The organism is Methylobacterium sp. CM6257 (assembly GCF_054611515.1).
Window position 1 is genome coordinate 1,568,298 of sequence record NZ_CM137735.1, and the last position, 24,690, is coordinate 1,592,987.

General features: G+C 67.5%; 25 protein-coding genes. 17 read left to right on the top strand and 8 right to left on the bottom strand.

The genetic code is table 11. The features are described 5' to 3' along the window. Window positions 1-458 precede the first annotated feature (458 nt). From ACYCO6_RS07510 to ACYCO6_RS07520, 3 genes are read left to right on the top strand one after another with little or no spacing between them, the layout of a single operon-like run. Window positions 459-716 (top strand): hypothetical protein, encoded by a 258-nt coding sequence (locus ACYCO6_RS07510; protein ID WP_459770728.1) that lies wholly within the window; start codon window positions 459-461, stop codon window positions 714-716. After that, entirely contained in the window at window positions 713-1,000 is a 288-nt protein-coding gene (locus tag ACYCO6_RS07515; RefSeq protein ID WP_459770729.1) for a hypothetical protein, read from the top strand. Before ACYCO6_RS07510 ends, ACYCO6_RS07515 begins: the two co-directional genes overlap by 4 nt. A gap of 48 nt (window positions 1,001-1,048) precedes the next feature. After that, complete coding sequence (locus ACYCO6_RS07520; protein WP_459770731.1) at window positions 1,049-1,537, top strand: NUDIX domain-containing protein; 489 nt, start codon at window positions 1,049-1,051, stop codon at window positions 1,535-1,537. Window positions 1,538-2,694: 1,157 nt separating this feature from the next. Here ACYCO6_RS07520 and ACYCO6_RS07525 read toward each other — a convergent pair. After that, window positions 2,695-2,829 (bottom strand): hypothetical protein, encoded by a 135-nt coding sequence (locus ACYCO6_RS07525; RefSeq protein WP_459770733.1) that lies wholly within the window; start codon window positions 2,827-2,829, stop codon window positions 2,695-2,697. A gap of 163 nt (window positions 2,830-2,992) precedes the next feature. On the opposite strand from ACYCO6_RS07525, the gene ACYCO6_RS07530 reads away from it, so the two are divergent. From ACYCO6_RS07530 to ACYCO6_RS07540, 3 genes are all read left to right on the top strand, one after another. Beyond that, the gene (locus ACYCO6_RS07530; protein ID WP_459770735.1) at window positions 2,993-3,289 is read left to right on the top strand and encodes an ATP-dependent helicase; all 297 of its coding nucleotides are present in this window, start codon (window positions 2,993-2,995) and stop codon (window positions 3,287-3,289) included. 972 nt (window positions 3,290-4,261) lie between these two features. Then, window positions 4,262-6,145 carry an ATP-dependent zinc metalloprotease FtsH gene (gene ftsH, locus ACYCO6_RS07535; protein ID WP_459770738.1) on the top strand — a complete coding sequence of 628 codons (1,884 nt, stop codon included), beginning with the start codon at window positions 4,262-4,264 and terminating at the stop codon, window positions 6,143-6,145. 139 nt (window positions 6,146-6,284) lie between these two features. After that, on the top strand, window positions 6,285-6,581 hold the full coding sequence (locus ACYCO6_RS07540) for a hypothetical protein (RefSeq protein ID WP_459770740.1): 297 nt from the start codon (window positions 6,285-6,287) through the stop codon (window positions 6,579-6,581). 152 nt (window positions 6,582-6,733) lie between these two features. On the opposite strand, the gene ACYCO6_RS07545 is transcribed toward ACYCO6_RS07540, so the two are convergent. Both ACYCO6_RS07545 and ACYCO6_RS07550 read right to left on the bottom strand, forming a co-directional pair. Next, window positions 6,734-10,024: an efflux RND transporter permease subunit gene (locus ACYCO6_RS07545; RefSeq protein WP_459770743.1), complete on the bottom strand. Its 3,291-nt coding sequence runs from the start codon at window positions 10,022-10,024 to the stop codon at window positions 6,734-6,736. Between the two features lie 3 nt (window positions 10,025-10,027). Beyond that, complete coding sequence (locus tag ACYCO6_RS07550; protein ID WP_459770745.1) at window positions 10,028-11,257, bottom strand: efflux RND transporter periplasmic adaptor subunit; 1,230 nt, start codon at window positions 11,255-11,257, stop codon at window positions 10,028-10,030. A 124-nt stretch (window positions 11,258-11,381) separates the two neighbouring features. Between ACYCO6_RS07550 and ACYCO6_RS07555 the strand changes: the two genes are divergently transcribed. Then, window positions 11,382-11,579, top strand: coding sequence for a hypothetical protein (locus tag ACYCO6_RS07555; RefSeq protein ID WP_459770747.1), 198 nt, complete (start codon window positions 11,382-11,384; stop codon window positions 11,577-11,579). A gap of 62 nt (window positions 11,580-11,641) precedes the next feature. Here the strand turns inward: ACYCO6_RS07555 and ACYCO6_RS07560 are convergent, their stop codons facing one another. Continuing rightward, window positions 11,642-12,055: an EF-hand domain-containing protein gene (locus tag ACYCO6_RS07560; RefSeq protein ID WP_459770749.1), complete on the bottom strand. Its 414-nt coding sequence runs from the start codon at window positions 12,053-12,055 to the stop codon at window positions 11,642-11,644. 621 nt (window positions 12,056-12,676) lie between these two features. Between ACYCO6_RS07560 and ACYCO6_RS07565 the strand changes: the two genes are divergently transcribed. Continuing rightward, on the top strand, window positions 12,677-13,000 hold the full coding sequence (locus tag ACYCO6_RS07565) for an ArsR/SmtB family transcription factor (protein WP_459770751.1): 324 nt from the start codon (window positions 12,677-12,679) through the stop codon (window positions 12,998-13,000). Window positions 13,001-13,014: 14 nt separating this feature from the next. Here ACYCO6_RS07565 and ACYCO6_RS07570 read toward each other — a convergent pair whose 3' ends face one another. Both ACYCO6_RS07570 and ACYCO6_RS07575 read right to left on the bottom strand, forming a co-directional pair. Continuing rightward, window positions 13,015-14,331: a sensor histidine kinase N-terminal domain-containing protein gene (locus tag ACYCO6_RS07570; RefSeq protein ID WP_459770753.1), complete on the bottom strand. Its 1,317-nt coding sequence runs from the start codon at window positions 14,329-14,331 to the stop codon at window positions 13,015-13,017. Then, the gene (locus tag ACYCO6_RS07575) at window positions 14,328-14,990 is read right to left on the bottom strand and encodes a response regulator (RefSeq protein ID WP_459770755.1); all 663 of its coding nucleotides are present in this window, start codon (window positions 14,988-14,990) and stop codon (window positions 14,328-14,330) included. Before ACYCO6_RS07575 ends, ACYCO6_RS07570 begins: the two co-directional genes overlap by 4 nt. Before the next feature lie 106 nt (window positions 14,991-15,096). Between ACYCO6_RS07575 and dsbD the strand changes: the two genes are divergently transcribed. The 4 genes from dsbD to ACYCO6_RS07595 are packed head-to-tail and all read left to right on the top strand — an operon-like array spanning window position 15,097 to window position 18,848. Then, window positions 15,097-16,890, top strand: a complete 1,794-nt coding sequence (gene dsbD, locus ACYCO6_RS07580) for a protein-disulfide reductase DsbD (protein ID WP_459770758.1) — start codon at window positions 15,097-15,099, stop codon at window positions 16,888-16,890. A gap of 35 nt (window positions 16,891-16,925) precedes the next feature. Continuing rightward, a complete protein-coding gene (locus ACYCO6_RS07585; protein WP_459770760.1) occupies window positions 16,926-17,558 on the top strand; it encodes a DsbA family protein in 633 nt (210 codons plus the stop codon). Then, on the top strand, window positions 17,558-18,397 hold the full coding sequence (locus ACYCO6_RS07590) for a L,D-transpeptidase (protein ID WP_459768869.1): 840 nt from the start codon (window positions 17,558-17,560) through the stop codon (window positions 18,395-18,397). Before ACYCO6_RS07585 ends, ACYCO6_RS07590 begins: the two co-directional genes overlap by 1 nt. After that, window positions 18,381-18,848 carry a DsrE family protein gene (locus ACYCO6_RS07595; protein ID WP_459770762.1) on the top strand — a complete coding sequence of 156 codons (468 nt, stop codon included), beginning with the start codon at window positions 18,381-18,383 and terminating at the stop codon, window positions 18,846-18,848. Before ACYCO6_RS07590 ends, ACYCO6_RS07595 begins: the two co-directional genes overlap by 17 nt. Window positions 18,849-18,885: 37 nt before the next feature. Here ACYCO6_RS07595 and ACYCO6_RS07600 read toward each other — a convergent pair whose 3' ends face one another. After that, the gene (locus ACYCO6_RS07600) at window positions 18,886-19,344 is read right to left on the bottom strand and encodes a hypothetical protein (protein ID WP_459770764.1); all 459 of its coding nucleotides are present in this window, start codon (window positions 19,342-19,344) and stop codon (window positions 18,886-18,888) included. A gap of 165 nt (window positions 19,345-19,509) precedes the next feature. Between ACYCO6_RS07600 and ACYCO6_RS07605 the strand changes: the two genes are divergently transcribed. Genes ACYCO6_RS07605 through ACYCO6_RS07625 form a run of 5 tightly spaced genes read left to right on the top strand, consistent with a single transcriptional unit; the run spans window position 19,510 to window position 22,523 of the window. After that, the gene (locus ACYCO6_RS07605) at window positions 19,510-19,935 is read left to right on the top strand and encodes a YeeE/YedE family protein (RefSeq protein ID WP_459770766.1); all 426 of its coding nucleotides are present in this window, start codon (window positions 19,510-19,512) and stop codon (window positions 19,933-19,935) included. 3 nt (window positions 19,936-19,938) lie between these two features. Continuing rightward, the gene (locus tag ACYCO6_RS07610; protein ID WP_459770768.1) at window positions 19,939-20,388 is read left to right on the top strand and encodes a DUF6691 family protein; all 450 of its coding nucleotides are present in this window, start codon (window positions 19,939-19,941) and stop codon (window positions 20,386-20,388) included. Continuing rightward, on the top strand, window positions 20,388-21,194 hold the full coding sequence (locus ACYCO6_RS07615; protein ID WP_459770770.1) for a sulfite exporter TauE/SafE family protein: 807 nt from the start codon (window positions 20,388-20,390) through the stop codon (window positions 21,192-21,194). The genes ACYCO6_RS07610 and ACYCO6_RS07615 overlap by 1 nt, the downstream gene beginning before the upstream one ends. A 19-nt stretch (window positions 21,195-21,213) precedes the next feature. Beyond that, window positions 21,214-22,125: an MBL fold metallo-hydrolase gene (locus ACYCO6_RS07620; protein WP_459770772.1), complete on the top strand. Its 912-nt coding sequence runs from the start codon at window positions 21,214-21,216 to the stop codon at window positions 22,123-22,125. Window positions 22,126-22,136: 11 nt separating this feature from the next. Then, window positions 22,137-22,523: a rhodanese-like domain-containing protein gene (locus ACYCO6_RS07625; protein WP_459770774.1), complete on the top strand. Its 387-nt coding sequence runs from the start codon at window positions 22,137-22,139 to the stop codon at window positions 22,521-22,523. A 685-nt stretch (window positions 22,524-23,208) separates the two neighbouring features. Here ACYCO6_RS07625 and ACYCO6_RS07630 read toward each other — a convergent pair. Further along, a complete protein-coding gene (locus tag ACYCO6_RS07630) occupies window positions 23,209-24,354 on the bottom strand; it encodes a DUF2336 domain-containing protein (protein WP_459773465.1) in 1,146 nt (381 codons plus the stop codon). Between the last annotated feature and the right edge of the window lie 336 nt (window positions 24,355-24,690).

The following is a 24,690-nucleotide window of genomic DNA, read 5'->3' on the forward strand; positions in this document are numbered from 1 at the left end:
CCATCGGTCTTTCGAACGCGAAGCGCGCGTGTGGCTTGATCCAGGGTCGGAATGCCCACCGGCTCAGCCTTTCCGGCGAGCAGAAGCGTGCAGCTTGCCGACATGATCCTCGGCCATCGCCCCACCTCCGACATCGTGTTCCATCCGTGTCGCGTGGAGCAGCCTCCGCAAAGCCGTAACCCATCGTGAAACCACGACCCGTGTCGCAGCGTTTTGCAATCCCGCGAGGACGTGTTTCGGCTAGTAAAAGACCCGCCAAGCCATTGACCAGACGGGCGAACTTGATGGTAGCGAATCAGGGATTCGAACCCCCGACCCAGGGATTATGATGCCCTGCTTGTTCGCTTACCTTCAGGCACTTAGCGTCTGAAATCGCGTCGAACTGCCCCGTTGTATTCAAGGACTTAGGTGTCCGGGCCCGCCTCGACTCTCCGCCGGGTGCGGGTTACGCCTCCGCCATGCTCCTCGAACCGACCGTCACCGACCTCTTCAAAGCGAAGGGGGACACCCTCGATGATCTCGCCACTGCGACAGACGACGTGGTGGCTGGCTTCAGGACCGAAGCCTACCCGTTGGCGAAGGGCTGGATCCTCGACCTGGTCGAGATGATCCGCACGAACAGCCGCGCGGCCGAGGCGCCGAAGGCCGAAGGGCCGGCGTGGAAGCGCAACATGGTCCGCGCCGCAATCCTGCTGGCGCATCCGGTGAAGGAATGAGCGAGGAAGCCGCCACAGCTGCCGACCGCAGGCACTGGTTCTACGACAACCGGGTGCTGGTCTGCACGTTCTGCCTGCTGTCGTTCATGGCCATCTTCTGGGAGGTCAGCCAGTTCGAGGGCTTCCAGCCGATCTTCACCTGTGCCTCCGAGAAAGATCTCGATCGCGGGCTGCTCACCGTGGGGATGGAGGCATGCATGGCTGCCGCTGGCTCGCGATCCGGTCAGGAGCGCTGCATGCGGACCGCATACCTGCTGGCCTGCACGAAGGAGAGGTGGCGCTGAATGGGGCTTGGAACGATCATGCTGGCACAACCGGTGAAGGAGTAGGCGGTGAACGACTTCGCCAGCTCGTACCTCGGCCGCTTACGGGCGTCTGTCGGCTCTCGCCTGCTGCTCGTGCCAGGCGCGCGCGTCGTCATCGAAGACGATCAGAACCGTGTGCTGCTGGAGTTGCGCTCCGACTTCGGCGTGTGGGGGCTGCCGGGCGGCGTCCCGAACGAGTGCGAAGACATCGTTGCCTGCGCGATGCGCGAGATTCTCGAGGAGACCGGGTTGCGGATTTCCGAATTGGTCCCGTTCGGCTTCGCCTCTGGACCCCATACCGAGGTCTGGACTTACCCCAACGGCCATGTCTGCCACTACTTCAGCATGATGTTCACGACCCGAACCTTCTCGGGCGCGCCGGCAAGCGATGGAGGCGAGAACATGAGGGTCGGGTGGTTCAGGCCCGACGCACTACCGGAAGTTCTGCCGACGGTGGCGCTCACGATCGAGGCCTTCCTTCGCTGGAAGGCGACCGGCGCATTCCAGATGATCTGATCGATGAGGGTGGTGGCTGCACCACGTGGCGCCCGGCCCCGCAAGGCCCCCCCCCGCCCGCGCCTGTTGGCTGCTCTGTCCGCCAAGCCCGCGACAGCAGCTGTCATCGCCGAGCTCGCCGGGACCCCAGGTCGTGAGCGGGCGCGGGAAGTGACCCTCGTGCTGCTGCGGCTCGAAGCCGGAAGCACAAAAAACCCGGCGCAGCGCTAGGCTGGCCGGGTCGAGGTCGTTGTCACGGGTGGAAGGTCTCCACCGTAGCAGCCGGCCCAAGCTCAACAATTTTTGGCCTGGCATACCAGAGCGGCGGGCGATGCATGCAACTGCGATCGGCCACTTCGACCGCTCTTCGTGGTGAACTCCCAGATCGGGAAGCCTGGCGTCTGGCCCTTCAGAAAACGGTCGCCCGAGGTCTGCGCGAACGCGACGCGATCGGCGTGGATCGCTTGGACCGCGCCAGTGCCGAGCATCAGTGCGCCGCAGGAATCCACGCGCAGGGTGCCGCTCTGCGGGTGCAGGCCGAACAGCTCGGCCGTCGACCAGCCGAGCCGGTGCGCCTCAGCGCCGAACTGATCGATGCAGGCCAGCGCGTTCGCGCGGATCGCCGCCCACTTCGACGGGGCAAGATACCGGCAGGGCGAAGCGTGCCCGGACAGGTGCTCGATCTGGTCGCGTCAGGAAGCGACGGCGGGCGGGAGGTCCGACATGGCCGCTGCGGCCGGCTCACTGCACTAACGAGGCGTGGCCCGTGAGCCGCCAGCTTCATCTCAATTGAGGAGGACGGCGCGGGACCGGCGTTGGGGTTGAGGAAGGAACGAAGCGATCAGAGACGCCCGAGGTCGATATGACCCTTTCACGGCGTCAATAACGATTGCCTCATCATTTCTGAACGCGCTCAGGGTACACCGAGGAGCCCCGCCGGATCCCGGAGCGGCAAGCATGCGATCACAACGGAGAAAAACATTAACTCTTTCAGAAAGAATTTAGATAGGAGATTTCGAACGCTAATGTGTAAGCAGCTGCAATCGGCCGCTCGAACCACACGGTCTAGGTAGGGAGCAAACCGCGATATACCGTCGGCTGACATGGCATTGCTCTTCGGCACACAAAAAATCCGCGACCGCGAGCCGGGCGGGCTGGAACGGCCGAACGATTCGCCGTCAGATCAGATAGACGGTGCCGTGCGCCTTGAAGGCCTTCGGACAATCGCTCTCGTCCACCAGCTTCTGGGCTTCGGCGAGCGTCAGGTGCCGTTCCGCGGCCAACTCGGCCAATGTCATCCACTTGCTTTGCATGTCGTGCTCCTGCTCACGCGGGCAACGCTGCGGCAGCCGATTCGTTCTGGGCCCGACAAGGAAAGCCCACCCCGGCTGGGCCGGGCGCAACGCGGCGTCCCGAGTGGACTTCTCAGCTTGCGCATCCCAGGAAGCCCATCCCAGAGCGGCAAAGGATGGTAGGATGGCGGAAGACGCTGTGCGCGGAGAGATCGCGCTAGCACAGGCGGCGATCCAACGGGCACTGGAGCTGTTGCCGGAGCGCGAGGTCGCTCTGGCAGAAGCAAACGCCCGTACGGAGGCGGTGCAGATTGTGCTCTCAGCCGTGGTCGCGAGTCGGGGGTGGCGGGGGCTCGATCGCCAGAAATTCCGCAAGATGATCACCGAGGCGAGCCGTCTTGTGCCGAACACCGGCCCCCTGGCGGTGCAGCACGAGGTGTTGCTGGCCGAGGCGCGCAAAGTCCTCGCCGCAAAGGAGTAGGCTAGCGCCTACCGGTCGAAAAAGCCCGCCGCGGCGACTGTCGGGCGGGTCGAGGGACAAGTCGCTCGGTACGTTACGCCGAGCGCCTGGCTGGACAGGAACAGCGCCCGGAGCGGAGGAGAGCCCGCCGCGATGGCAGAACGGGCGAGCTCTCAGCAGCGCCTTTCGCTGTCGCAACCCTGAGGCTCAGTCGTCGGAAGAGGTCGGTGCCTCCTGACAGAGACACGCGAACTCGACGAACCCGGCTAGGAAGGCGGCAGCAAAGACGGCTTCAGCATGCATTGGCTTCTCCGGATTCCAGATTGGCCCGCAAGGTGCGGACGAGTTGGGGCGACAAGCTCGCCTTATCCAAAATGTTCCAGCTCGGCCGAAGAAAAGCCCGCCGCGGCTGGGCCGGGCGGGCTGAGTCATTCATCGCTGACGAGGGGCTTCACTCCTCATCGGCACGACCTTAGCTGTAATGACTAGCCGGTATACTCTCGGATGACGTATTTGTCGGCAAATCCCCACGGTATAGTACGCAGATAGTGGGCTTGGGTTCGGTCCGCCCAAGCCGCGCCACGCCAAAGAGACGTCCTGGCCGGAGAGGCGTCCGATCCACCCGGGTGAGTGGTCGGACATCGTCCCGGTCCTTTGCTCGCGGCGGCCCGCCCGCGTTGTGCGTGCCCGGGGCGGCATCTCGCCCGTCATCGGTGACTGCCCACGGCGCGGGTTCTCACCGTTTCGGCCCGGCCACCTGCGGCACGATCTTGTCCACCGAGCGGGCCAGCGTGTAGACGCCGATGCCGGCCATCAGCAGCGACTATAGCTCGGCCGGCACGCCCTTGAGTGCGGTCACGACCTCGACCTGCAGGCCGACCATGGGGGCGAGACCACCCCAACCCAGGAGATCATCGCCAGCGCCCGTTTGAGCTGGCGCAAAGTCATCACCGCTCGAACGGTGCACTTCCCGTTTCAACGTGGGAGGCGCTCGTGGACCGAAACAAGCGAAAGTTGAGCTGGGCGCTTTGGTACGTGATGGCGGCCTTCTTCGGCGTGCTGCTCGTCCAGGATCTATGGGTCGGAGTCAGCCAGACGGAGACAATCCCCTACAGCCAGTTCGAGCAGTTGGTGTCCCAGGGAAAGATTGCCGAGGCGACCGTCGGCACCGACCGGATTACGGCCACGCTAAAGGAGCCGGCGGAAAGCGGCCGCCGGTACGTCGTGGCGACGCGCGTTGATCCAGCGCTCGCCGACAAGCTCTCGGCCAAAGGCGTGGTGGTCAAGGGTGCCCCACCTACGGGTTTCCTGACGGGCCTCCTCTCCTGGATCTTACCGGCCTTCGCCTTCTATCTCCTCTGGCAGTTCCTGTTCAGCCGCCTGTCGGGACAAGGCGGCCTCGGCGGTCTCATGACCATCGGCAAATCGAAGGCCAAGGTCTATGTCGAGACCGATACGAAGGTGACGTTCAAGGACGTGGCCGGCGTCGACGAGGCGAAGGCCGAGTTGCAGGAGACGGTCGCCTTCCTCAAGGATCCCAAGTCGTTCGGGCGGCTCGGGGCGCGATCACCGAAGGGCATCCTGCTCGTCGGGCCTCCGGGCACCGGCAAGACGCTGCTCGCACGCGCCGTCGCCGGCGAGGCCGGCGTTCCGTTCTTCTCGATCTCGGGGGCCGAGTTCATCGAGATGTTCGTCGGCGTCGGCGCCGCCCGGGTGCGAGACCTGTTCGAGCAGGCCCATGGGGCCGCGCCCGCCATCATCTTCATCGACGAACTGGACTCGCTCGGCCGCAGCCGCAGCGGCACCCAGATCCTCGGTGGCCACGATGAGCGCGAGCAGACCGTCAACCAGCTCCTCGCGGAACTCGACGGCTTCGACCCGGCTACCGGCGTGATCCTCCTGGCCGCCACAAACCGGCCGGAGGTCCTCGATCCGGCGCTCCTCCGGCCCGGCCGCTTCGATCGGCAGGTGCTTGTCGACCGCCCCGACCGGAAGGGCCGTGTCCAGATCCTGAAGGTGCATGTCGGTAAGGTTCGGCTCGCCAGGGAACTCGACCTGGACGAGGTGGCGGGCATCACGCCCGGGTTCACGGGCGCTGACCTCGCCAACCTCGTCAACGAGGCCGCCATCGTGGCGACTCGGCGCGGCGGAGCGGACGTCACCTACGCCGACTTCACGGCCGCCATGGAGCGGATCGTAGCCGGGCTTGAGAAGCGCAGCCGCGTGCTCGGGCCGGAGGAGCGGAGGCGCGTGGCTTTCCACGAGATGGGACACGCGCTCGTTGCCGCGAGCCTGCCGGGTGTCGACCCGGTCCTGAAGGTCTCCATCATCCCGCGTGGGGTCGGGGCGCTCGGCTACACGATCCAGCGTCCCACCGAGGACAAGTTCCTGATCACGGCGAGCGAGCTGCGGAACCGGGTCGCGGTCCTGCTCGGCGGCCGTGCGGCCGAGGCGCTGGTCTTCGACGGGGATGTCTCGACCGGTGCCGCGGATGACCTGCAGCGCGCGACCCAGATCGCGCTGGACATGGTGACCCGGCACGGGATGACGGCAGAGCTCGGCCAGCGCACCTATCTGCCACCCGCGAACCCGTTCTTGACCGAGTTCGGCATCGACCGGCCGAACGCGGCCGAACTGACGGTTCGCGAGATCGACGTTGCCGGTCGGGACATCGTGGCGGGCGCATTCGAGAGGGCGACAGAGATCCTGCGACGGCGGCGACAGGATCTGGAGGCCGGGGCCACGCTCCTCCTCGACATGGAAACCGTCACGGCGGCAGAGTTTCCCGCGCTCAGGCAGGACCCGGAGCGAGGCTCCTCTCCCGAGCACGAACGGCGGCGCGCTCCGGTCGTCCGGCTGCCGGTCGATGCGAAGTAGGGGGGCACCGACCGATGAAGCCAGCGGGCATCTGGGACCACGGTGAAGCCGGGGTAAACCGACGGCATTCGGCGGCGGAGGCTTTCATGCCCGATCGACGCGATCAGCCTCTGAAGGCCTTTATCGGGACCAGGGTGGCATGAGCCCGACCGCCGCGGATTGGGATGCGCGGATCGACCGTCTGACCGGTCGGCTTCCCGGGCGCGTGCGCGACGCGGTCGTGTGGCTGAGAGTGCCCTCGCGGCGGCCGTTACGACTGGCGGCGGCGCTCGTCCTGATCGGAGGCGGGGTGCTGTCATTCCTGCCCGTCCTCGGCCTCTGGATGCTGCCTCTCGGCCTCGCGCTCCTGAGTGAGGACATCCCGGCACTGAAGCCGCAGCTCGAAATGGCGGCTCAGGCGGGCGAGAGATTTCTGTCTCGCTTCCGGAAGTCGTGACCGGTCCGAGCGAGCGTTTACGCGTCCCGCTGCCCGGCTTCTCTCCGGTGAGCCGGAGCGTGGTCGTGTGCACCCCACAGACGGCCGAGTGTTGCGCTTGATCAAGGCAAGATGCCGAGTTCGTCCCTGGCACAGGCTCTTCGAGCGCATCCTCATGCCGCCGGTCTCAGGCGCTCTGACGCTGCGCTCGGTACATCCTCGGCTGGCTTGGCTGTCACCCTGCCAAACCGCGTGTACAGAGCGGGCAGGACCAGGAGCGTCAGCAGCGTCGCACTGACGAGGCCGCCGATCACGACGGTCGCCAGCGGACGCTGCACCTCCGCGCCCGTGCCCGTCGCCAGGGCCATCGGCACGAAACCCAGGGCGGCGACCAGCGCGGTCATGACCACGGGTCGGAGGCGGGTCAGGGCGCCCTCCTGTACGGCTTCCGGAACGGCCATTCCGTCCGCCACCAGCGTGCGGATGTGGTTGAGCAGCACCAAGCCGTTCAGGACCGCCACGCCCGAAAGGGCGATGAAACCGACGGCCGCCGAAACCGAGAAGGGCATGTCCCGCAGCCACAGGGCCGCCACCCCGCCGGTCAGAGCCATCGGCACCGCACTGAACACGATAGACGCATCCCGGGCAGAGCCCAGGGCCCCGAGCAGCAGGATGAAAATCAGCGCGAAGCAGGCCGGCACCACGATCGTCAGGCGCTGGCGTGCTGCCGTCAGGTTCTCGAACTGTCCTCCCCAATGCACCTCGTAGCCGGCCGGCAGCCTCACATCGGCGGCGATGCGCGCCTGCGCCTCAGCCACCAGCGAGCCGATGTCGCGGCCGCGCACGTTCGCCGTCACCACGACCCTGCGCCGGCCGTTCTCGCGGCTGACCTGGTTCGGTCCCTCCGTGAAGGTAAAGCTCGCCAGCTGCCGCAAAGGCACGCTGAGACCTCCGGCCGGCCCGGGTGCCGACGGAACGCCCGTGCCCGTCCGGCCCTGCGCAACCTGTGAGACTGGCAGCGGGACCGGGAGATTCTTCAGCGCCTCGACGTCGCCGCGGACGTTGTCGGCGAGGCGCACGACGATGTTGAACCGACGGTCACCCTGGTAGACCAGCCCGGCGTCCTTGCCGCCGACCGCGGTCCCGATCACGTCCTGCACATCGGCCATGCTCAATCCGCGCCGGGCGATCTCCCGCCGGTCGATCTTGATCTCTAGAAACGGAAGCCCGACTGCCTCCTCGACCTTCACGTCGGCGGCCCCGTCCAGGCTCCGCAGGATGCCGGCGATCTTGCGGGCGCCCTCAACCATCGGCCCGAACTCCTCGCCGAACACCTTCACCGCGAGGTCGTCGCGCACGCCGGCGATGAGCTCGTTGAATCGCATCTGGATCGGCTGCGAGAAGCCCAGCAGCGTGCCCGGGATCAACTTCGCTTCCGCCTCCATCCGGCCGATGAGCGCCTCCTTGGTTTCCTCCGGATCGGGCCACGCGCTCTGCGGCTTCAGGATGAGGTAGGCATCGCAGGCGTTCGGCGGCATAGGGTCCGCCGCGATATCGGGCGTGCCGCACCGCGAGAAGACGAAGGCCACCTCGGGGAACTTGCTCATCGCCTCTTCGACGCCGAGCTGCATGGCCTGCGACTGCGAGATGGCCGTCGAGGGGATGCGCCGTGCCTCCAGAACGATGTTCTTCTCGTCGAGCGTCGGCGTGAACTCCTGGCCCAGTCGCGTCGCCAGGATCCCTGCCAGGCAGAGAATGGCGATCGCGCCGGCCACATAAGCCAGGGGTGCCCGGATCGCGCCGGCGAGTAAAGGCCGATAGGCGCCCTTCAGCACCCGAATGAGAGCATTGTCGCCTTCGCTGACGCGGCCGGTGATCACGGTCGCAATCATGGCGGGCACGAAGGTCAGCGACAGAATGAAGGCCGCCCCCAGCGCGATCAGCACCGTCAGCGCCATCGGTGCGAACGTCTTGCCCTCGACCCCGGTAAAGGTCAGCAGCGGTACGTAGACCAGGATGATGATGGCCTGCCCGTAGACGCTCGGTTTGATCATCTCCTCGGCCGAGACGCGAACGGTCTCCAGCCGCTCGTCCGGGGTCAGCGGCCTCCCGAACTTGTGCTGGCGCTCTGCGAGGTGCCGCAAGCTGTTCTCGGAGATGATGACGGCGCCGTCGACGATGAGGCCGAAGTCAAGGGCGCCAAGCGACATCAGATTGGCGCTGATGCGCCCCGCCAGCATGCCGGTGGCCGTCAGCATCATGGCCACTGGAATGACCAGCGCCGTGATGATCGCCGCGCGAATGTTGCCGAGGGCCAAGAACAGCACCGCGACGACCAGCAGCGCCCCTTCCGCGAGGTTCTTGGCCACCGTCTTGACCGTTGCATCGACAAGGTCCGTGCGGCTGAGCAGTGTCTGGGCCTGGATGCCTGGCGGGAGCAGCCGATTGATCTCCTTGATCTTTGCGGCGGCTGCCGCCGCGACCGTGCGGCTGTTCTCGCCGATCAGCATGAGCGCGGTGCCCAGCACCACCTCGTGCCCGTTCTCGCTGGCCGAGCCGGTCCGGAGCTCCCGTCCGAGTCCGACCGCGGCGACATCCCGGACCAGGATGGGCACGCCGTTGCGGGTGGCCACCACGATGTCGCGGATCTGGTCGATGGTCTCGATCAGCCCGCCGGCCCGGACGACATAGCCCTCGCCGTTACGCTCGACGTAGTTCGCCCCGCGGGTCACATTGTTGGCTGCGATGGCCCGCGTGAGGTCGGCGAAGGACAGGCCGTAGCCGACGAGCTTCATCGGGTCGGGTTGGACTTGATACTCCTTCACGAAACCGCCAACGGCGTCGGCCCCCGCCACCCCCAGCACGCTCTTCATCTGCGGCCGGACGATCCAATCCTGGACCGTGCGCAGATAGACCGCGCGTTCGAAGTCCGAATTCAGCCGCTCGCCCTCAGGCGTCAGATAGCTGCCGTCCGGCTGCCAGCCGGGCTGGCCTTCCCGGACGGGCGATCCGTCGCCGGGCGGCCGGTACTCGACGGCCCACCAGTAGATCTCGCCGAGCCCGGTCGAGATCGGTCCGAGCCGGACTTCGACCCCGGGGGGCAGCGTGCCTCGCACCTCGACCAGCCGCTCGTTCACTTGGCTCCGGGCGAAGTAGACATCCACCCTGTCGCTGAAGACGGCGGTGAGCTGGGCAAACCCATTGCGCGAGAAGCTGCGCATACTCTCCAGGCCCGGCGTGCCGGCGAGCGCCCGCTCGACCAGGACCGTGACCTGCTTCTCGACTTCGACCGGCGTCAGCGCCGGCGCGATGACGTTGATCTGCACCTGGTTGTTCGTGACGTCTGGGACCGCGTCGATGGGCAGCCGTGTGAGCGACCAGGCGCCGAAGGCGGCCGCGATGAGCGTGACCAAAATGACCGCGTAGCGATTGGCGACAGAGAAGGCGAGGACCGAGCGGATCATGGCTCAGTCCTCCGCCGCGACCTTGCCGAGCTCGGATTTGAGCGTGAAGGTGTTGGCCACCGCGATGACCTCTCCCGGCTCCAGCCCCGCCGTCACCTCGACGCCGTCGTCGTCCGACCGCCCGAGGCTGACCGGCCGCGTCTCGAAGCCCTCCGCCACCCGCACGAAGACGCTCGGCTTGCCCTCCAGGGTCTGGATGGCTGTCGCGGGGATGAGGACCCGAATGGGCTTGTCTGAGATCGCGATCTCGGCGGCCACGAAGGAGCCGGGCCGCCAGATCTCGTCCGGATTGGGCAGCGCCGCGACGACCCGCGCCGCGCGCGTCGTCTGATCGAGGACGGGCACGATGATGACGATGCGACCGCGAGCCGCTTCGCCGGTGGCGTCCGCCCGCACCACCACGGTCTGGCCCTCGCGGACCAGCGGCAGGTCGCTGGGGCTCACCGCGAGATCGATCCAGACGGTCGAGAGGTCGACGACGCTGTAGAGTTCGGTCTCCAGGTTGTCCCGTCCGACGGCCGCCCCGAGGTCGACGCGCCGTTCCACCACTTTGCCGCTGAGCGGCGAACGGATCTCCTGGCGCTCGAACTGAGCCTCCGGCTGGTTCGGCAGCGCCTGGATCTCGGCTTGGCTGAGGCCGAGAAAGGTCAGCTTGCGGCGGGCCGCGTCCTCCTTGACCTTCAAGTCCTGATAGCTCGCCTGCGAGCGCAGGTACTGCTGCTCGGACGAGACGCGCTTGTCCCAGAGCTCCTTGTCGCGCTCGTACAGGGTCTTCTGGAGCGCGGCCGTCACCCGAGCCGCCAGGTACTCGCCCTTGGCATCGGCGATCTCGCGGCTGTCGAGCAGGGCGACCACCTCGCCCTTGCCGACCTTGTCGCCGAGCCCTTTGCGCAGCTCCACCACCGTGCCGGTCGTCTTCACCGCGATCCGGGCGGTGCCGTCGGCGCTCGGCACGATGGTGCCCGGGACGTGCAGGTGACGCGAGAGGCGCCCCTCGCCGACGGGGGACATGCGGATCCTGGCCCGCGCGACCTGATCGTCCGTCAGGCGAACCAGCCTGGACCGTTCCAGCTCTGGAACGGCCGCCGGTGTGACTTCTGGGCGTGCGATCGTGGGCTCGTGCCGCGTGCCGGTCAGCAGGGCTCGCAGTGCGTCGGGGGCGGCGGGCCACCAAGTCGCGACGAGGAAGCCGCTGACGACGGCCAGCAGCACGATGAGGAGGCGCTTGAGCATGTCTGTGCCATGGGCGGCGACCCACGCGCGAGCGTGGTCTCAGTGCCGGTGTTCGAGGAAGGTTCGCAGAAACTGCTGATCTACCCTCTCGCTGGCCGGCCCGGCGACGACAGGGATACCGATCATGGTCATGGTGTCCGCCTCGTCGAACGGAGCGGCCATGGTGCCGACGACCTATCTACGGCCGGCCCCCGACATGGACCTCATCGAGCACATCCACCCTGATCCTACACACTTGGAAGCCGCCGGGGGCGCCGGCACGCTCATGCCACATGTCATCGCCCACCTGCATCATCGCTGGCCCATGGCGGGACTGGGCTGAGGAAGACGTGTGCCCGCTCGTCCTGCTTCCGCTCGTTCTTTGCGGGTCGATGTGAGCTTTGATCACTGCTCTCCGAAGAATTTCCGAAGCTCGTCAGGGGTCACTTTTCCATCCTTGTTGGCGTCGACCGCATTGAAGATGCGCTTGTGAATAGCCGTCACTTCCTCGAACGAGAGCGACCCGTCTCCGTCCATGTCCGCAATAGCGAACATCATCCGCATTCTGAGGCCGCCATCCATCATGCTGCTGTTCACCCCGTGCATCATGTGGCCCATCAATCCACACATGCCGCCCTGGCCCATCCCTCCCATGCCGCTCATCATGCCAGGGCCCATCATCCCAGGCTGATTGGGCTGGGCGCGTTGGTCCGGAGTGCTTCCCGGACCCGTTGATGTCTGGGCGCCTGCGCTGGACCGCGAGCCGCCAGTGAGGAGGGTGGTGAGGGCCGTCACCTGCACCAGTGTTGCCAGCGTCATGGCGCCCTCCCAAACTAACGGTGGATGTCCCCCATCACGAGCGCCGCCGCCAGCGATGAAGTCGGCCGTCGGTGCAGCCGGGCTTAGACTGACCCGGCCTGGGTGGTCACACCTTGATGTTGATCAAACGCTCGGGACCTCTGGACTGAAGTTCACGCCGGTACACGCCATGCTATCGGCATCGCTCAATCCCTATTGCGAAGCGGCCCCACGGCCGTCGAAGTTCTGTGCGGGCTGTACCCGTACTCCAGCGCACCAGAGCTATCACCCAGGCTCTCCGATGACTCGCGTAAGTGTCAGCCGTCTAAGAGCCTCATCTCCACGTCAGCATCGCTGGGTCATAGGACGCTGCGCTTGCCGAACGGCTCGGCCTTCCCTGGCTGCCGGTTCATCTGCTCAACCCAACGCGCCGTCGCGCGGGCGCCTGCCCCACGTGTGATTGCCCCGACCGACCAAGTGCTTGATGATCTTGTCGCCGACCTGGAGCCTGAAGGGTGCCGCGGCCAGTTCGCCCATCGATCCAATACACCCGCCTGCGTTTGCAGCGCAGTCGCACGACCCGCTGAAAATATATTAGAAGCACCTAAATAAGATGGACCTAACGTCTTGGGATGCGGATAGATGGATGCTGTGACGCCGACCGACCTGCTGCACCTCCAGGACAAGGCGGCCGATGCGGCGCGACTGCTGCGCCTGCTCGCCAACGAGAAGCGCCTCCTCATCCTGTGCCTGCTGATCGCGCGCGGCGAGATGGACGTGACCAGTCTCGCCGAGGCCGTTGAACTCAGCCAGTCGGCCCTGTCGCAGCATCTCGCCAAGCTTCGTGAGGACGAGCTCGTGGCGTTCCGGCGAGAGAGCCAGACGCTCTACTACCGATTGGAGGATCCGCGGGCGGCGCGCGTGCTCGCGACCTTAAAGGATATCTTCTGTCCGAACCTCGGCTGAGCGCACGAGCGCGATCAGCCTCGGAGGATCTCCGCTTCAAGCCCCGGCCGGTCAGACCGGTTGCGGAGCTGCAGGCTCAATCCACTCCGGCGCGACGCCAGTTCCGCGATGGCCAGCCCGAGACCGCTCCCCGTCGCACTCTTATGGCGTCCCCGGAAGAAACGCTTCGTCACGTGCGGCAATTCCTCGTCTGGAATGCCTGGACCCTCATCGCGCACGAAGACGCCCCCGCCCTCCGGTCGCCGTCCCCACTCGATCGTCCCGGTCTCCATGTGCTGCACGGCATTCTCGTGCAGGTTCCTGACAGCGAGGCGCAGGCTGTCCGGGTCCCCGCGGATCGTGAAGCCCCGCAGCCCGGGATCGATGGTGGTTCGGATGCCAGGCGGCGTCCGCATGCCCCTCACAGTTTCGGTGACGAGCGCGCCCAGGTCGACTTCCGTCAACGGCCGGGCTTCCGTGGCGGCATCGAGCCGGGCGGCGTCGAGGAGCTGGCGAACGAGGTGGGTGGTCCGGTCCACCGCTGCCATGATCTGGCGGAGTGCGGCCTTCGTGACGTCCGGGTCCGTGGCGGCCAGAGCCACCTGGGCCTGGGTCTTCAGGCCGGTCAGCGGCGTGCGCAGCTCGTGCGCGGCGAAGGCTGTCACCTCCCGCTCGTGACGGCGGGCCGCTTCGACCTTGAGGAACAACCCGTTGAGGGCGGCCGCCAGGGGACGTACCTCCGTCGGCGCTCGTGCGGCGTCGATGGCGCTCATGTCATCGGCCTCCCGTGCCGCCAGGTTTCGGGCCATCAGCCGCAAGGGGCGGAGGCCACGCCCCAGGCTCACCCAGATCAGCATGCCGAGCAGCGGGACGATGAGGAGGGCCGGCGCGAGCAGGCCCATGATGAGGTCCGTGACGAGGCGCTCACGCAAGCCGAGGCGGTCGCCGACCATGACGCGGACCTTCTTCTCGGGTTCCTCGACGGTGAAAACCCGCCAGGTCTCGCCGTCCACCTCGCGCTCTGAGAAGCCCGCCGGCGCGTCACTCAGGCGCCGCTCCGGGGCGCCGCTCGAGCGCGCGACCATCCGGCCGTCGATGGACCAGATTTGGCAGGAGAGCTGCCGCTCGTAGGACATCGGGGCCTGGATCGTGTGCGGTGTCCCGTCTGAGTCCGTTCCGCCGACCGCACCCACAAGGGAGCTGACCATGCGCGCGGCTTCCTGGAGGCGGTTGTCGAGGACCCGTTCCACCTCGCGCCTGGAGCCCAGGTAGATCCACGCCATGGCGCTCAGCCAGATCAGGCCGGTGGCAAGCAGCAGGATGGCGAAGAGCCTGATGCGCAGCGACCTCATGCGAGCGCCCTCATGCGATAGCCAAGGCCCCGAACCGTCTCGATGGCGTGCTTGCCGATCTTGGCGCGCAGGTTGTGGATGTGGACCTCGATTGCGTTGCTCTCGACCTCCTCCTGCCAGCCGTAGAGCCGATCCTCCAACTCGGACTTCGAGCGCAGCACGCTCGGCCGTTCCATGAGGGCCGCCAGCACCATGTACTCGCGCCGGGACACGGTGACTGGCGCCCCGTCGACCGTGACGGTCGAGGTGCCAGGGTCGAGTCTGATGCCGCCGTGCTCCAGGCTGGCCGCGGCCCGTCCCGAGGCCCGCCGGACGACGGCGCGGATTCGGGCGGAGAGCTCGTCGAGATCGAAGGGCTTGCTGAGGTAGTCGTCGGCTCCGCCATCGAGCCCCGCGATCCGATCCGCCACGGCGTCGCGGGCGGTCAGCAGGACGACGGGTGTTCGATCACCCCGGCGGCGCAGGCTGCGCAAGACATCCAAACCGGAGCCGTCCGGCAGCATCAGATCCAGGACAACGGCACCGAACCGGCTCGCCGCGAGCGCGGCGTCCGCATCGGCGCAAGTGGCGACGCAGTCGACCGTCGCGCCGCTCATGGCGAGGCCGGCCCGGAGGCCGTCCGAGATGATATGGTCGTCCTCGACGACGAGAATGCGCATGCATGTCTCCCTGGCTGTCCGGCATCCGCCGAGCTTGGCTTAAGCCTGGCTTAAGCTGCGCTTCCGACCCGCGGCGGACCGATCCGACCCCGGACCCCGCCCTCTCATGCCGAACCTTATCGCCCACATCGTACTGGCCATTCTCGTCTGGACAGGCTCGGCGCTCTGGTCGCCCGGACAGTGCCAGGAAGGGTCCGTCCGGCGAACACCGTTCACCCTCTCTGCCACCCGCGAAGCCGACCTCTCGCTCCGCCTGCATTGGACCATTCCTCCCGGCACCTACCTCTACCGGGACAAGATCGGGGCAGAAGCCAGGGCCGGCCTTGAGCTGCCCCTCAGCACCGCGCCGGGCGAGACCAAGGACGATCCGAACTTCGGGCCCACGGAAGTCTACCACGGCTCGGCCGAGGCCATCGTTCCGGGCACAGCGCTCGCGGGCGTGCGCGAGGTGCGGGTCACCTTCCAGGGCTGTGCCGAGAAGGGCATCTGCTACCCGCCGGTCACGCGCCGGATCGACATGTCGGCTTTGGGCGCGAAGGATCCCACGCCCCGGGACGAGGTGCTCGCGACAGGCCGTCTGACGGAGGCTGCTGGTGAGCGAACCTCGAACGCCTCGCGTTCGAGCGTCCTTCCCGAGAGTCCCGCATCGCTCCTGACCGGTAACTTGGCCGGGGTCCTCATGGGCATGTTCGGGCTCGGCATCCTCCTGGCGTTCACCCCCTGCGTCCTGCCTATGGTGCCCATCCTCTCCGGCATGCTGGTCCGCGCGGGCCAGGACCTGACATCCGAACGCGGCTTCATCCTTTCTGGCAGCTATGTCCTCGCGATGGCCGGGGCCTATGCCGGCCTCGGTCTCGTGGCGGCGTGGCTCGGGCGCAACCTGCAGGTCGCGCTTCAGACCCCGGTCGCGCTCGGTCTCATGGCCGCCGCCTTCGGCGCCCTCGCTCTCTCGATGTTCGGCCTGTTCGAGCTTCAGGCGCCGCGCTGGTGGCGAGATCGCCGGAGTGGCGCGCCCGCGGCGAAAGGGGGATCGATCCTCGGCGCCGCGCTGCTCGGCTTCAGCTCGGCCCTGATCGTCGGGCCTTGCGTGACCCCGCCTCTCGCCGCCGCGCTCCTGTACGTCGCCCAGACCGGCGACGTCCTGCGCGGCGCGCTGGCCCTGTTCGCGCTCGGCCTTGGGATGGGCGCACCGCTCGTGCTGGTCGGCACGTTCGGCGCCGGTGTCCTGCCGCGGTCCGGCCCATGGCTGGTGCGGGCCAAGCAAGCGTTCGGCTTCGTCTTCCTGGCGCTCGCGGTCTCGCTGATCACCCGCCTGCTGCCGGACGGGCTGTCGCTCCTGCTCTGGGGCGCGCTCGCCATCGGCTTCGGGCTGTCGGTCGCGGCGGTTGCCACGAGCGGCATCCCGGCGCGCGTGGGCAGGACGGCGGGGATCGTGGCCGTCGCCTACGGCTGCGCCCTCGTCGTTGGCGCCACGGCGGGCGGATCCGCCCCCCTCGGACCGCTCGCCGGCTTCGGCTTTCCGCAGGTGGGTCGGGCCACCGAGGCCCGCACGGTTTCCTCCGTCTCCGCATTCGAGACCGCCCTCCAGGCCGCACGTGCCGAGGGGAAGCCGGTGCTCATCGAGTTTGCCGCCGACTGGTGCACCGTCTGCAGGACGAACGAGCGGACGGTCCTGGCCGACGCCGGCATCCGTGAGAGGCTCAGGGCCGTCTCGGTCATCCGGGCCGACGTCACCCGCGATGACGCCGACACCCGCGCCCTGATGCGGCGCTTCGAGGTCGTCGGCCCACCGACGCTCATCCTGATGCGCCCTGACGGTGCCGAGGTGCCGGAGGGCCGCAGCGAGGGCGAGCTCACGGTCGAGGACCTGACGCGCCGTCTCGCCCTGGTCGGCGCCTGAGCCAACACCCCCTCGACAACCCCACGGAGACCGTCATGGACCGCAGGACCCTGCTCGCCCTTCTGCCCGCCGCCGCGCTCGCGCCGGCCCTGCTGGCACCGCCGGGAGCTGGCCAAGCCTTCGCCGAAGGCATCGACGCGAATGCCATCCTCAACGACCCCGAGGCGCCTGTCTCCGGCAACGTGAAGGGCGACCTGACCATTGTCGCCTTCCTCGATTACAACTGCCCCTTCTGCAAGAAGTCCGAGCCCGACCTTCTCCGGCTGGTGAAAGCGGACGGGCGGATCCGCCTCGTCCACAAGGACTGGCCGATTCTCGGCGACGCCTCCGTCTACGGTGCCCAGCTCGCCCTCGCGGCGAAGTACCAGGGCCGCTACGACGCGGTGCACCGGGCGCTCATGGCCATTCCGGGCCGCAGGATCTCGAAGGAGCGGATGCTGGAGGCCGTGTCCGCCGCGGGCGCGGACATGGCCCGCTTGGAGGAAGATGGGAAGGCCCATCAGGGTGAGATCGCCGCTCTGCTCCAGCGCAACCTGGACCAGGCCGATGCTCTCGGCCTGCAGGGCACGCCCGTCTTCCTGATTGGCCCGCTGAAGGTGGCCGCGGCGCTCGACTACGACGGCTTCAAGCAGGCGGCGGCCCAGGCGCGCGCCAGGGGGCGCTCGTGATGCGGCGGGTCCTGCGCCTCTCGGCGTTGATCGCGCTCGCCTCGGCGCTCGGCGCCTGCACGGCCTCAATGGGGGCACCGGCTCCGGTCGCGGAAGCCCGGCCACGCATCGCACCGGATGCCCTGCGCCGGTACGCGGCGATCACAGACGAGCCGTTTCTGGTGGAGGCGGTCGATCCGCGCGACCTCAAGGCCCGCAACGTCCGCCAGGTGGTCGACTACCCGACGAATGAGTCGCCCGGCACACTCGTGGTCGACCCCTACAAGCGCTTCCTCTACCTCGTCATGGAGGGTGGCAAGGCGATGCGCTACGGGGTTGGTGTCGGCAAGGCGGGCTTCGAGTTCACCGGTGAGGCGACGGTCGCCCGCAAGGCCGCGTGGCCGCGCTGGACGCCGACGCCCGACATGATCCGGCGAGACCCGGAACGGAATGGGCGCTGGGCGGGCGGCATGCCGGGCGGGGAGAGGAACCCCCTCGGTGCGCGGGCGCTCTACCTGTTCAAGGACGGCAAAGACACGCTCTACCGCATACACGGCACCACGGAGCCGTGGAGCATCGGCGAGGCGGTCTCCTCAGGGTGCATCCGCATGATGAACCAGGATGTGATTGACCTGCACCGGCGGGTGCCGACCGGCACGAAGGTCGTGGTGCTCGGATCACGAGGTACGGCCCACGCCGCACGGCAGGTCAGGCCGGAGACGACGGGCAGCCTCCGGAGCGGCGCGTCCGCCGGACCAGAGCTGGAGGATGGGCTCGACCATGCGCGGCTCGACAGCCTGTCTGCCCAGGCCCCGGAGCCCCTGACCGACGACGGAGAGCCCGGTGACGATCGTCTTTAGAAGCCTGCTGCTCGCGGTCCTGCTCGCAACCCTTGGCGCGGGAGTCGCCTGGCCCGGCTCGGCAGCGCCGGCCGGCTACTACGCGGACCAGAAGGTGGTCTACCACAACGGTGGGAGAGGCCCCGACGATACCGTCTACTTCAAGCGCCTGCTCGGCAATCTGCGCAACCATGTCGAGGCCGTAGGCAAGGAGCACGTCGACATACGCGTGGTGAGCCTCGGCGACGGGGTCGCGCTCCTCCAGTCTGCCGTGGACAACACGGATCTTGCCGGACGCATCGATGCCCTCCGGGCCGCGGGCGTCAGGTTCCTGGTCTGCGCCAACACGTTGCGGGAACGGAAGATCGACCGCGGCGCTCTCTACGGCGTGAGCGAGGACGATATCGTGCCGAGCGGCGTCGCCGAGTTGGCGCGCCTGCAGGGCATGGGATTCGCCTACATTCACCCTTAGCCCGGCGAGATGGCGAGGCCGTTCTGGCGCCCCAGCATCAGAGCCTGGCCGCCATGAGCGCGTGACCCGCCCGGGTGTCGTGGTCGCCCGGGCCCGGTCCGATGGGGCCGAAATCGCCCCGGAGCGCCTTCAGAGCGTTGCGCTCCACCTCAATCTCGCGGGCCGTGCGGAAGCCGAGCCGCCGAAGCACCGGCAAGGGCGGGCACCAGCCCTGAACGGCATGCTGGAGCAGGAACGCTGTCACTGCCAGCGGCAGGGCGAGCCAGCGCCGGTCGGCGGTCATGCCCAGCACGGTTCCGGTGAGCGCCAGCGTCGCGGCATTGGCTTCCAGTGTCCGCTCGATGTCCCACTCCGCGTCGAGCTCGCGTATCCGGCGACCGATGGCCTGCGGGTGCTCGGCATGCCAGCGGACACTGGCATCAAGGTCGGCGGCGATGCGCCGGTTGTCGTGCGCGCCTGTGTGGAGCGGGACCCGCTCCGCCGTTCCGGGGATCATCTGCCATCTCCCTCTTGACGTTGGATTAGATCTTACTAATTAAGTATCATCTAATGTTTCTGCGGCCGAGCGCGGGGGCACTTGGTCAACGACAACCCCGGAAGTGGCTCGCGGATCATGCGGCGCCCACGGGTTTGCCGCTGCCGCAGCTCGGGAGAGATCACCATGGACGGTTTCACGCCACTCAGCGCTACCCTCGGCGGCCTCATGATCGGCGCCTCCGCGGCCCTGTTCCTGCTCCTCAACGGACGCATCGCCGGCATCAGCGGCATCCTCGGCGGGCTGCTGGCCCCGCCCTCTCGCGAGACCGGCTGGCGGATCGCCTTTCTGGCCGGCTTGGTCCTGGCGCCGCTGGTCTATGCCGGCCTGGGAGGCAGCATGCCGCCTGTGACAGTCGCCACCTCGTTCCCGCTCCTGGTGTTCGCGGGCCTGCTCGTCGGGTTCGGCGCGCGCCTCGGGGCCGGCTGCACCAGCGGCCATGGCGTCTGCGGCATCGGTCGCGGCTCACCCCGCTCCCTCGTCGCGACGGGCACCTTCATGGCCGTCGCGATCGCCACGGTCTTCGTCACGCGTCACCTGCTCGGAGCCTGAGTCATGGCCAAGACCGCCTCCGCCTTTGCCGTCGGCCTGCTGTTCGGGCTCGGCCTACTCGTCTCCGGCATGGCTAACCCGGCCAAGGTCCTCGCCTTCCTCGACGTGACCGGACGTTGGGACCCGAGCCTCGCCCTCGTCATGGCGGGCGCCGTCGCGGTCTCGGCCGCTGGCTACTTGATCGCGAGGGGCAGGCGCAAGCCGCTGCTTGCGCCACGGTTGGAGATCCCGACCCGGCGCGATCTCGACCTGCGCCTGATCGCTGGTGCCGCGATCTTCGGTGTGGGCTGGGGTCTTGCCGGCCTCTGCCCCGGGCCGGCGCTGACCATCCTCACGGTCGTTCCAGCGCAGGCCGCCACTTTCGTAGCCGCGATGGTCGTCGGCATGCTGCTGTTCCGCCTCGTGCCCTCGGCGGCCTCGAAGCCCTCGACGGTGCAGGGAGCGGACGCGTGATGCCCAATTTGCTGACATCCGGCCTCGCGACCGGGTCCGGTGGGGTCGTCGGCGTGATCCTCGGCCTCGTTGGCGGAGGGGGCTCAATCCTGGCAGTCCCGCTCCTGACCTATGTGGTCGGGGTGAGCTCGCCGCACGTGGCCATCGGCACCAGCGCCCTGGCGGTCTCGGCCAGCGCGGCCGGCAACCTCGTCCCGCACTGGCGCGCCGGCATGGTGAAGGGGCGGTGCGCGGCGGTGTTCTCGGCTGCCGGAGTCCGCGGCGCACTCGCCGGCTCGGCGGCGGCCAAGGCGGTCAACGGGCAGAGCTTGCTGGCCCTGTTCGGGGTCGTGATGCTCGTCGTCGGGGGCCTGATGTTGCGCAAGCGGCGCGGCGCGGGCGATCCGGACGTGCGCCTGACCAAGCGGAGCGCCCCGGTGCTCCTGCCCTGGCTGCTCGGCATCGGGTTCGCCGTGGGCCTGTTCTCCGGCTTCTTCGGCATCGGCGGAGGATTCCTGATCGTGCCGGGCCTGATGCTAGCGACCGGTATGCCGCTGCCGATGGCCATCGGCACCTCGCTGGTTGCGGTCAGCGCCTTCGGAGCCGCCACCGCGGCCAGCTACGCCGCCTCGGGCCTGATCGACTGGCCGGTGGCCGGCCTGTTCATCCTCGGCGGCATGCTCGGCGGCCTCGCGGGCGCCCGCCTCGGCAAACGCCTCGCCGAGCACAAGCGTGCCCTGACCATCACCTTCGCCGGCCTCGTCATCCTGGTCGGCCTCTATGTCGTAGCCCGCGGGATCCCACCGCTCCTCGGCGCGACGACCTGAACCCGGACGGAGGAGATCCATGTCGGACCAGATCACCGCGCCCTTGCGCGGGCGGCCCACCGTGACGGGCTTCTACGACGAGGCGACCGGCAGCATCCAGTACGTCGTCGCGGACCCCGAGACGAAGCACTGCGCCATCATCGACCCCGTGCTCGACTTCGACCCGAGGTCCGGCGCGACCGCCACCCGGTCCGCCGACGCCCTGCTCGCCCACATCGAGCGTGAGGGCTACGCGTTGGACTGGATCCTCGACACGCACCCGCACGCCGACCATTTCTCGGCGGCGGGCTACCTGCACGACAGGACCGGCGTCCCGACCGCCATCGGCGAGAAGGTCGTCGAGGTGCAGCGGCTCTGGAAGGGGCTCTACAACCTGCCCGACACGTTCCGGACGGACGGCTCGCAGTGGTCGCGCCTGTTCGCCGACGGCGAGCGCTTCCGGATCGGCACCCTGGACGTCGAGGTGATGTTCACGCCGGGTCACACCCTGGCCTCCATCGCCTACCGGGTGGGGGACGCCGCCTTCATCCACGACACCTTGTTCATGCCAGATAGCGGCACGGCGCGGGCGGACTTCCCGGGCGGCAGCGCGCACGTGCTCTGGCGCAGCATCGCGCGCATCATGGCGTTGCCAGACGAGACGCGGCTGTTCACCGGGCACGACTACCGCCCGGGTGGGCGCGAGGCCGCTTGGGAGAGCACGGTCGCCCGGCAACGGGCCGAAAACAAGCACCTGACCGAGACCGGGACCGAGGAGGCGTTCGTGCGGATGCGCGAGGCGCGCGACCGTGAGCTGCCGATGCCGACGCTCATCCTGCCTTCGCTGCAGGTGAACATCCGGGGCGGCCGCCTGCCCGAGCCCGAGGCGAACGGAAGACGCTACCTGAAGATCCCGCTGAACGCGCTCGACGGCGCAGCTTGGGGCGAGTGACGGAGGCCATCATGACCACGAAAAGCGCGAAGGACTTGGTGGCTGAGGCCAGCCGCGCGGTGGAGACCCTGTCGGCCGAGGAAGCGCTGGCGCGCCTCGGGCAGCCGGACGCGGTGTTCGTCGACGTGCGCGAGAGCGAGGAACTGAGCAAAACCGGCAAGATCGCAGCGGCAATTCACGTGCCGCGAGGATTTCTGGAGTTCCAGGCCGATCCGACAAGCCCGACCCACAGGGCCGCGCTTGCAGGTGGCAAAAAGCTGCTGCTCTACTGTAGCTCGGGTAATCGCTCGGCCCTGGCTGCCAAGACGCTCATGGACATGGGACTGGGACCGGTCGCCCACATCGCCGGCGGCTTCTCGGCACTGGAGAAAGCGGGCGCACCAGTCGAACGGGGGTGAACGGAAAGCGCCGCTGTTTGGGCTTGACCTATCCACACCGATTGTCCTTGGCGGCAGGGTGACATCCCGGGGAATCTCTGGGTCCGTTCAGGGAAGCAGACCTCAGATGCGCCGCTTCGCTGGAGCGGCTGCGGGTCGTTTCGCGCTCTTCACCGGGGCCGATCAGAACGTCCGCTAACCCATAGGCAGACCTCCGAAGCGGACGGGCGGCTCTCGGCCAGACTACATCACGCCAGACAGCCATCGCGCGCAGGACCGGACGTTCGGCTTTGCGCCCGTTGCTGCCTTTATGCCGTACCCGGCGGCTTCTCGGAAGCGGACGTTGCGTCAGCGCGGGTTGCGCGCGTGGATCACGCCACAAGCAGAACATCGTCCGCCCCGCGCAACAGCTGCGTTGCTCGTCGCCAAGCAGACTGTCGCGAAGCATGTGCCCTACCGGTTCCGGAAGCCAGCATCCAGCGAACCTGATTGGAACAGATCTGCACCTCCACTTACCGTCGCACCGAATAGTCTGAATCTAAGAAGCCGGAGATCGGGCGACCGCGCGCGTTGACTCGCGCGGCGCTGGTGAAGATCATCCAACATATGCCGATAGCGCTGCAGCCTCGGCCTCCAACGATGTCCGCTGCTGCGGCGCCCCCGCGATCGGTGGCTTGCGACGTCAAGATCTCGCAACCTCGATCTGTCAACGCGACACCGATCGCTTACCTTCTAGTATTGTGAAGCCGGCGCGCAGCCGAACGGCCTGCAGCGCACGCTGCGCCGCTCGGCTCGATAGCCCGACATACGCTTCTCTCTGAACCGCTACATTCAGGGCCGGCAGGTTGCCCCCGCGATCCGCCCGGCTCCCGGTCTCGCGCAGAACTCGCTCGGCCGTAGCCCAACTCAGGTCGGCGCTGCGCATCACCAGAAGGGCAAGGTTCTTGATGGAGCTCAACCCTCTGAGAGCCTGAACGAAGGTTTCCGGTTCCTCATTTGCGAGGCGCGCGATGATGACGACAGCCTCAGCCACGCGCCCACCCGCGAGGGCATCAGACACTGACAGGCTCGTCAGCGTATGCGATTGGGCCAAGAGATCGACTTGCATCGTGGCCGAGAGAAGCCTCTCGGCCGAGAGCGGATCCCTATCTTCTTGCCCTGAAGGAGCCGATATCTGCGGAGAACTCACCGCACCCGGAAATTCGCTGGGGAGCCGCACTTCCGAGCATTCGCCGCGCAGTGAGGGGCGCCCGGCTGTCGCCATGTCCCTGAACTGGGTTAGCAGATCGCGCTGGGCCGCGGCCGGCACGTCACTGCGTTTGGTCAAGGCCACCGTGATGTGACCATCGCCGCAGGATAGGGCTACAAGCCGGGCCAACCCATGGCCAGATAACGCCGCCGTTCGGTTCGCCGCCAGAAGACGCAGCACCGGCCAAGAGCCACGAGCCACTACGACATCCGTCACCGGCGCGCTGACGGCCGGCCGTTCCGCCAAGGCCTCGAGATGCCCTTGGCCGCGGGATCTTGCAATCATGACGAGGTCAGCGTCCCGGAGGAGCACGGACCTGCGCAGGACGGGCGCGGCGACCTCAGGATCGAGATCGTAAGCGAGATCGGCCACGGTGCGCACCGGGCCGGCTCCGACAGGAGCCAAGCGTTGCGAGAGATGTACGCGCACCTCGCTCTTCTCGGCCCGCGCCAGTCGCAGCAGGGCCTCGTCATAGACGAGGGCTTCGGTCTCGGTCAGCCTGCCTTCGAACTGCGCGGCGAGCTTGAGGGCGGACCTAGCATAGGTTTCGCGGGCTATGCCCGCCAGCAGGGCTTCCAAGCGGTCCGACCCTTCCGAATGCATGCTCACGGCAGCGCCTCTCCTGCTACAGCGGAGGAGCAATGAGCCACCTGCTCCTCTGTCATTTAAGCATTGCTGCTTGCCAGCAGACAACCTAACGCTTTCGTAGAGAAGCTTGAGAGATTTATATCAAATTGCAGTCAGTGGATATATGAAAATATTCACGCCTCGTCGAGCCTCACCTAACAAGGCGGCTCGCTCACGCCTAAATTATACTTCTGATCTCTGTGATGAGGTCGATACATGCGGTAATAATATGCTCCGATCTTTGATCCAGTGTCCCGCGACGAGCCGCAGCCATGCTGATCTAAAAGGCCGGCTGGCGACGCAGTCGATGGC

Excerpts from the sequence above, each read along its gene's own strand:
- ACYCO6_RS07510 (WP_459770728.1), top strand. The coding sequence starts at position 459 with ATGCTCCTCGAACCGACCGTCACCGACCTCTTCAAAGCGAAGGGGGAC.
- ACYCO6_RS07515 (WP_459770729.1), top strand. The coding sequence starts at position 713 with ATGAGCGAGGAAGCCGCCACAGCTGCCGACCGCAGGCACTGGTTCTAC.
- ACYCO6_RS07525 (WP_459770733.1), bottom strand. The coding sequence starts at position 2,829 with ATGCAAAGCAAGTGGATGACATTGGCCGAGTTGGCCGCGGAACGGCAC.
- ACYCO6_RS07530 (WP_459770735.1), top strand. The coding sequence starts at position 2,993 with ATGGCGGAAGACGCTGTGCGCGGAGAGATCGCGCTAGCACAGGCGGCG.
- ACYCO6_RS07540 (WP_459770740.1), top strand. The coding sequence starts at position 6,285 with ATGAGCCCGACCGCCGCGGATTGGGATGCGCGGATCGACCGTCTGACC.
- ACYCO6_RS07545 (WP_459770743.1), bottom strand. The coding sequence starts at position 10,024 with ATGATCCGCTCGGTCCTCGCCTTCTCTGTCGCCAATCGCTACGCGGTC.
- ACYCO6_RS07550 (WP_459770745.1), bottom strand. The coding sequence starts at position 11,257 with ATGCTCAAGCGCCTCCTCATCGTGCTGCTGGCCGTCGTCAGCGGCTTC.
- ACYCO6_RS07555 (WP_459770747.1), top strand. The coding sequence starts at position 11,382 with ATGGTCATGGTGTCCGCCTCGTCGAACGGAGCGGCCATGGTGCCGACG.
- ACYCO6_RS07560 (WP_459770749.1), bottom strand. The coding sequence starts at position 12,055 with ATGACGCTGGCAACACTGGTGCAGGTGACGGCCCTCACCACCCTCCTC.
- ACYCO6_RS07565 (WP_459770751.1), top strand. The coding sequence starts at position 12,677 with ATGGATGCTGTGACGCCGACCGACCTGCTGCACCTCCAGGACAAGGCG.
- ACYCO6_RS07570 (WP_459770753.1), bottom strand. The coding sequence starts at position 14,331 with ATGAGGTCGCTGCGCATCAGGCTCTTCGCCATCCTGCTGCTTGCCACC.
- ACYCO6_RS07575 (WP_459770755.1), bottom strand. The coding sequence starts at position 14,990 with ATGCGCATTCTCGTCGTCGAGGACGACCATATCATCTCGGACGGCCTC.
- dsbD (WP_459770758.1), top strand. The coding sequence starts at position 15,097 with ATGCCGAACCTTATCGCCCACATCGTACTGGCCATTCTCGTCTGGACA.
- ACYCO6_RS07585 (WP_459770760.1), top strand. The coding sequence starts at position 16,926 with ATGGACCGCAGGACCCTGCTCGCCCTTCTGCCCGCCGCCGCGCTCGCG.
- ACYCO6_RS07590 (WP_459768869.1), top strand. The coding sequence starts at position 17,558 with ATGCGGCGGGTCCTGCGCCTCTCGGCGTTGATCGCGCTCGCCTCGGCG.
- ACYCO6_RS07600 (WP_459770764.1), bottom strand. The coding sequence starts at position 19,344 with ATGATCCCCGGAACGGCGGAGCGGGTCCCGCTCCACACAGGCGCGCAC.
- ACYCO6_RS07605 (WP_459770766.1), top strand. The coding sequence starts at position 19,510 with ATGGACGGTTTCACGCCACTCAGCGCTACCCTCGGCGGCCTCATGATC.
- ACYCO6_RS07610 (WP_459770768.1), top strand. The coding sequence starts at position 19,939 with ATGGCCAAGACCGCCTCCGCCTTTGCCGTCGGCCTGCTGTTCGGGCTC.
- ACYCO6_RS07615 (WP_459770770.1), top strand. The coding sequence starts at position 20,388 with ATGCCCAATTTGCTGACATCCGGCCTCGCGACCGGGTCCGGTGGGGTC.
- ACYCO6_RS07620 (WP_459770772.1), top strand. The coding sequence starts at position 21,214 with ATGTCGGACCAGATCACCGCGCCCTTGCGCGGGCGGCCCACCGTGACG.
- ACYCO6_RS07625 (WP_459770774.1), top strand. The coding sequence starts at position 22,137 with ATGACCACGAAAAGCGCGAAGGACTTGGTGGCTGAGGCCAGCCGCGCG.
- ACYCO6_RS07630 (WP_459773465.1), bottom strand. The coding sequence starts at position 24,354 with ATGCATTCGGAAGGGTCGGACCGCTTGGAAGCCCTGCTGGCGGGCATA.